At 42.5% G+C, this 6,125-nt stretch carries 5 protein-coding genes; 1 reads left to right on the top strand and 4 read right to left on the bottom strand.

The features are described 5' to 3' along the window. Positions 1–83: 83 nt before the first annotated feature. The 3 genes from DP117_RS24630 to DP117_RS24620 form a co-directional block, all read right to left on the bottom strand. Complete coding sequence (locus DP117_RS24630) at positions 84–1,436, bottom strand: ATP-binding protein (RefSeq protein WP_169220862.1); 1,353 nt, start codon at positions 1,434–1,436, stop codon at positions 84–86. Positions 1,437–1,544: 108 nt separating this feature from the next. Then, positions 1,545–3,404, bottom strand: coding sequence for a CheR family methyltransferase (locus DP117_RS24625; RefSeq protein ID WP_169220861.1), 1,860 nt, complete (start codon positions 3,402–3,404; stop codon positions 1,545–1,547). 14 nt (positions 3,405–3,418) lie between these two features. Continuing rightward, the gene (locus DP117_RS24620) at positions 3,419–4,147 is read right to left on the bottom strand and encodes a Crp/Fnr family transcriptional regulator (RefSeq protein ID WP_339380975.1); all 729 of its coding nucleotides are present in this window, start codon (positions 4,145–4,147) and stop codon (positions 3,419–3,421) included. Between the two features lie 389 nt (positions 4,148–4,536). Here DP117_RS24620 and DP117_RS24615 point away from each other — a divergent pair, with 389 nt between their 5' ends. Continuing rightward, positions 4,537–4,977 carry a response regulator gene (locus tag DP117_RS24615; protein ID WP_339380974.1) on the top strand — a complete coding sequence of 147 codons (441 nt, stop codon included), beginning with the start codon at positions 4,537–4,539 and terminating at the stop codon, positions 4,975–4,977. 74 nt (positions 4,978–5,051) lie between these two features. Here the strand turns inward: DP117_RS24615 and DP117_RS24610 are convergent, their stop codons facing one another. Continuing rightward, positions 5,052–6,098: a chemotaxis protein CheB gene (locus DP117_RS24610; protein WP_169220860.1), complete on the bottom strand. Its 1,047-nt coding sequence runs from the start codon at positions 6,096–6,098 to the stop codon at positions 5,052–5,054. Positions 6,099–6,125: the final 27 nt, after the last annotated feature.

Raw genomic sequence — 6,125 nt, 5'->3', positions numbered from 1 at the left:
ACACCCCTACACCCCTACACCCCTACACCCAGGAGCGAAGCGACGATAAAGGTTTGGTAGCAAGTACGAAGAAGTCTAAATGACTAATGAACGACTTCGCGTGGTAGTTCTACACGGAAGGTGGAACCCTCACCGAGGTTGCTTTCTACTGTGATGGTACCCTTCATTAAGCGAACTAGTTTATCTGCGATCGCCAATCCCAAACCAATCCCAGAGTGCTTGCGTGCAGTAGAACTATCAACTTGCCAAAATTCTTGAAAAATGTGTGTTAATTGCGATTCTGGAATGCCAATACCTGTATCCTTAACCATTACAACAATTTGTTTTTGATTGAGTTGCTGTACTTCCACAAACACGCCTCCTGTGTCTGTAAACTTAATGGCGTTGGAAAGCAGGTTCACTAATACTTGTCGCAGACGAACACTATCGTTGACAATTATCGGATTTTTGATATTAGCATGCAAAACTAAGGTTAGGTTTTTCTGTTCGGCAAGGCAACGCAGCTCCTCTACGGTAGCTGTCACTAATTCTACTAAGTTCAATTCTTGTAGATTTAGTGCTAGCCTATCTCTCTCCAATTTGGAGAAGTCCAGCATACTTTCAATGAGTGCCAGTAAATGTTTGCCGCTTTTAATAATCCGTTCTACCATGTCTCTTAATTCAGGGACAAACAGATTGTAGTAGCGCTGCAACAGCAGTTGGGAAAACCCTAAAATTGAATTTAAAGGTGTACGCAGTTCATGAGAAACAACTGACATCATTTGAGTTTTAACGCGTGCAGCTTGTTGTAATTCTAAATTCTGTAGCTGAATCGAGCGCAGTTTTTCCTCTGCTTGTTTGCGGGAGGTGATATCCCGTACAAGCCAACGCCAGCCTACGGGTTTGCCTTGCTGATGCTGTATCTGTGAGCCGCCCAAAGCACGACCACGCACAGTGGTTACACTAAGGCTAGCATGAAATATGCTACCTTTTCTCGGCTGTAAGCAAATTTCCCACTCCTGTATTCGCTCCATATCAGATAGCTGTAAGAGTTGAGTACGAAAAGCGCGACGTTCTTCTTCAGGAACAAAATTAATCAGTGCTTTACCTATCAAAAAACTTTTCGAGATGTTGAGCAGTTGAGCAGCAGCACTGTTGGCTTCCACAATTTTCCCTTCGAGATTTGTGACCAAGTAACCATCTGGTGCAAGATCAAATAATTCCTGATAGCGCTGACGCTCTACTTCTACCTGTTGGTTAGCAAATGTTAATTGCTCATTTTGTTCACGCAATTCTTCTTCAGCCACACGCAATTCTTCTAAAGCGGTGCCAAGTTCCTCAAGAGCTCGTAACAGTGTATCTTCCTGAAGCCTGGATGATTCGCTAGCACGATATTGTAATAGTTGACCACGCTGGCGTACTTCTTCTACTTGCTGACCAAACTTCTCCAAGTTCACGGCGCACCTCTTGTTGCTCTCCTCTACCAATCAAGATACATATCGTGTTCATATGTAGAATCTATCTGGCTGCTTATTAGTCAAACACAAATTAGTTATAAAACTTGACTATTCTACTTGATCCCGTTCTTCCATAAGGAGAATAACTCCTTGAATTTCAGATCGGTTACCTAAGAGCGTGTTACAAATCACTTGGCACTGAATTGCTCTACCCCGGCGGTTTGTCGCATCTAGCAACACTTCATAGTGTTCTGACTCCCCAATAAGAATTGTCCGTATTGGCTGTCTGAGTGGTTCTAAGGGTAAACCAATGTCCAAACTCATAAAGTGCTTTGAAAAAACTTCATCAAACCGTAGCCCCCACAAATCTTCAGCTTTGCGGTTCCAAATCAAAATGTGCAAATCAGGGCTAACAACGACGACTCCAACACGTAAACTGGTCAGAATTGACTCTAAAAAGCCATTGACTCTGTTAAGCTCTTCGCTGCGTTGACGCAGTTCTTCATTCATCGTCTGCAATTCCTCGTTAGTAGATTGCAGTTCTTCATTCATCGTTTCTAATTCTTCGTTTGTGGATTGCAGTTCTTCGTTGGTTGTTTCCAACTCTTCCACTGTCGATTGAAGTTCTTCGTTAGTCGTTTCTAACTCTTCATTTGTGGATTGCAGTTCCTCATAAGCTGTTTCTAGTTCTTGATTGGCGTGTACCAGTTCCTGTTGCAGATTTTTAAAGCGGGTGACATCAATGAAGATAATCTTTATACCCAAGATTTCGTCAGTGTTATCGTCCATCAGGGGTATTATCTGGACATCCAGATATTTCATGTCGCGGTCTGTACCAGGCCACTCAATATCTTTTAAAGTAATGGTGCGACGATTGCTGCGAACATGATCAATGCGCGATCGCAGTTCCACAGGTCGATAAGAAAGTTCTAAATCTTGCAATGGGCGACCCAAGTCTCTTGGATTAAGATGAAACAAATTACGAGCTTCAGCGTTGGCAAGCAGAACTATACTGTTAAGATCTACAACGATTTGGGCAACAGGATCAATTTCAAAAGCAGCTTCATGAATGCGGATTTGATCAACCATATCTGGAACGGCTTGCTGTCCAGAAGAATGAGCCATGCTTAACAGCATATCTCGCAAATTACCGTTAGGAACTTTAGTGAATACCCTTCGCCTCAAATCTAGTGAAGTAAACGAGTGGTTTCGCGTAAACAGCATTTCTGCTTTCCCCAAAAACAAAAAACCACCTTCATTCAGAGCGAAGTGAAAGCGATCAAGAATTTTTGCTTGAGTTTCGGTATTAAAATACATCAAAGTATTGCGACATACCAAGAGGTCAATTCTAGATATAGGTGCATCTTGTACCAAATCGTGGCGACCAAAGATAACACCGCGACGCAGTTCTTTTTGAACGATGTAACGACCGTTAACTCGGTCAAAGTACTTTTCCTGTAGTTCTGCGGGAATGCCCTGAACTTCTTTTGAATTATAAGTTGCTTGACGAGCCATATTGAGAGCTTCCACATCTACATCTGTTGCAAACACTTTGACTCTTGCGGTGTACTGTTCCATACCCAACGCCTCAGCAAGTAAAATGGCTATGGTGTAGGTTTCTTCTCCAGAAGCACATCCTGCACTCCATACGCGGATTGGTTTGCTTAGATGTTTCCTGACAAGTATTTGAGGAATGATTTCACTAGATATGTAGTCCCAAGCTTGTGTTTCACGAAAGAAAGCTGTGACATTGATCAAAATAGTGTTGAATAACTCAACAAACTCGTCCGGGTGTACCTCTAAATAATCTAAATAATCAGTGTAATTTTCAATACCAATCACTTGCATGCGTCTACGAATTCGACGGCTTAAGCTTGTGCGCTTATAACCGCTAAAATCAAAGCCTCGGTTGCGTTTAATGTATTCTAATAAACTTTCTAGTTCAGGATTTATTTCTTGGTTGGTCATAGAATCTTTTATATTTAGAATTGTCCTGAATTTTGATCAAACAAGCATTCAAACTCCTGTTTAAGTTTTGCATAGCATTCACAGGATGCTGCTTCTAAACCTCCTCGGTTAAGAATCTTCATTTGTCCACGCCTGTAGCTAATGATTCCATCCTTCTGAAAAGTACTTGCTACCACACTAACGCCAGCACGACGAACCCCCAACATTTGAGCAAGAAACTCCTGAGTGAGTGGGAACTCGTCAGATTCAGCTCTATCATGACTCATTAAAAGCCAACGACAGAATCGTTTTTCGATAGAATGCAGGCTATTGCAAGCAACTGATTGAGCAATCTGGTTGAAAAGTGTTTGTGTATAGTATTGTAACAGCCTGTATAGTGTAGTACTTGGGGTGACACAAGCTTTAAATACCTCTGCTTTCATCCGCATCGACTCGCCAGGAACTTGTGAAATAGCCTGTTGATTAGGAAGTCGATTTGCTCCCAGGAATACGGGCAAACCAATCATTCCTTCGTTCCCCACTGTAGTGACTTCGACTGTCGCGCCGTTTTCCATGATAATCACTAAAGAGATAATGCCATTTTTGGGGAAATACACGTACTCAATAGGTTCGTTAATGTTGTAGAGAATTTGCTTCGCAGGCAAAAAGATACTCTCCAAGTGAGGAAGGAGGCGTTCATATTCTTCTGTTGGCAAGGTGGCTAGAAGACGATTTTCACTTGAATGACGAAAGCTTGGTGACACGGTTCTGACTAGCCTCATTAAACTAAAACTAGTTGTCACTTAAACATACAGCTTTCTGGATTATCAATGATTTTTGTTTTGGCTTGAAACAAAATTATCTTTGGAACAAATTTTTGTGAGTTAATTGCTAACATTTTAATATTTATGGCTTATGTACGGTACCGGACAGACAAAGCATCGTAAATGAGTAGATTCTTAATCTGTACTATGTAGCTAGTTGTTTACAATGTGTGTAGCCATAACACAACAAGTAAAGCAAGGGCAGTCAAAGCTCAAAATGTAAAAGTCAGAATAAAGGTGTTGAACTTATTCTCAAAAGTGCAACTTTTTTAGCACAGTTCTAAAGAGCAGTGACATCAGGGGGCGAAATGGCGGAGGTGGCTACTATAGTGTCAAAAAGTTTTGGTAATCAACTTCCTCAAGACGATATAAACATAAAAAATCTTAATGATTTGCAGATTCTTTTAGTCGATGATGATGCAGATACTCTTATTTTAATGACTGCTGTTCTTGAAGACTACAGCGTTCAAGTCAGGACGGCAACATCAGCCAGCGAAGCTCTTGAGGTCATTAGACATTTTGAACTAGACTTCTTAATTATCGATATTGCGATGCCAGAAGAGGATGGTTATTCATTAATTTGCAAAGTCAGAGCACTTGAAGATACACAAAAAAGGAAGATACCTGCGATCGCACTAACGGCTCTAGATACAGAAGAAGCACGCCAATTTGCTTTCCAATGTGGGTTTCAAAATTACTTGACTAAGCCTTTTGACTCTGGTGACTTAGTTACACAAATAACAAAGTTTTTAGTTGAATCTACTTGGTAGTATGAGCTAGCTTTTATTGACGGACTGCTTGGAAGCAAAAACTGGAATATTGCTGTTACCAGAAGCTAAGTACATCACAAGATATCTGTTGGTTCTTCGTCTTTGAGCGCTTGAGTTCTCTCCTGTGTATCTGTAGCAGTACCTTTGAGCAGTACATCCCGAATAAGCGCAGCACGTTCTTGGGTATCTTGCACTTCCTCTTCTAACCGTTGTGCTGATAAGGGTTGGTTGCGATCGCGCATCCGTTTCGCCATGCGACGTGATAGAGATGCTTTCTCTTCCAATGCCCTCAGGGCAACCCATAGCGCATCTTCCAAAGCATCAGATTGCTTTGCCAGCAGGGTTTCTGCCGAAAAAGCGTGACCAGTACGGCATCTGAACCGTAATAAACCTCCTTCTGAAAGTTCCCAGAGAGTACCACCACAATCTGGGCAGCCAAAAGTAGAAGGTTTACCTGGTCGTTCCTCGTTGTTGAGCACGTTCATATCCAACTCCACCAAGTTAGATTCAATTTCTATCTCCTCAGGCACGGGATCTTCTTCGCCTTCCACCTGCGTGTTAGCTAGATTTACCAAAACAGCTGGAATAGCCGACAGTGGCAGGATATAGTCTATATCATCTATGTTCTCAATTGCACTACGCGGCATCCCAGCATACATCGCATCCTCAGGGTTTTGAACAACCGCAACACCACCGCGCATTTTCACCGCCCTTAGTCCCGCCGTACCATCGTCAAGCACACCCGTTAACACTACAGCAACGACTCGCCGCCCGTATGCTCGCGCTGCAGTACGAAAAAGCGGGTCAATAGCTGGACGATGACCGTTTTCTCTGGGTCCTCGTGTTAACTGTATATATCCAGGTTTTACCAAGAGGTGATAGTTTGGTGGGGCAACATATATTTGTCCCAAACGAATTTGCTCACCATCTTTAGCATGAGACACTGGCAAGTTTCCAGCACGATTAAGGATGTTTGGCAGAACACTTGTACCGTGGCTTGGTACATGAAGGACAATCATGACAGCAGCATTCAAGTCTGGCGGTAGATTCTTAACCATGCTAGTCAGTGCTTCGACTCCGCCTGCTGATGTACCGACGACGATGATATCGTGTCCGGGCATTTTTTTATTCCTCCTGATAGCATCGGA

This window comes from Brasilonema sp. UFV-L1 (assembly GCF_012912105.1).
Taxonomy (GTDB): domain Bacteria; phylum Cyanobacteriota; class Cyanobacteriia; order Cyanobacteriales; family Nostocaceae; genus Brasilonema.
The sequence above is the reverse complement of the archived record's forward strand: the minus strand, read 5'-3'. Positions and strand labels throughout refer to the sequence as shown.

Coding starts and splice junctions, on each gene's coding strand:
- DP117_RS24625 (WP_169220861.1), bottom strand. CDS start 3,404: ATGACCAACCAAGAAATAAATCCTGAACTAGAAAGTTTATTAGAATAC.
- DP117_RS24610 (WP_169220860.1), bottom strand. CDS start 6,098: ATGCCCGGACACGATATCATCGTCGTCGGTACATCAGCAGGCGGAGTC.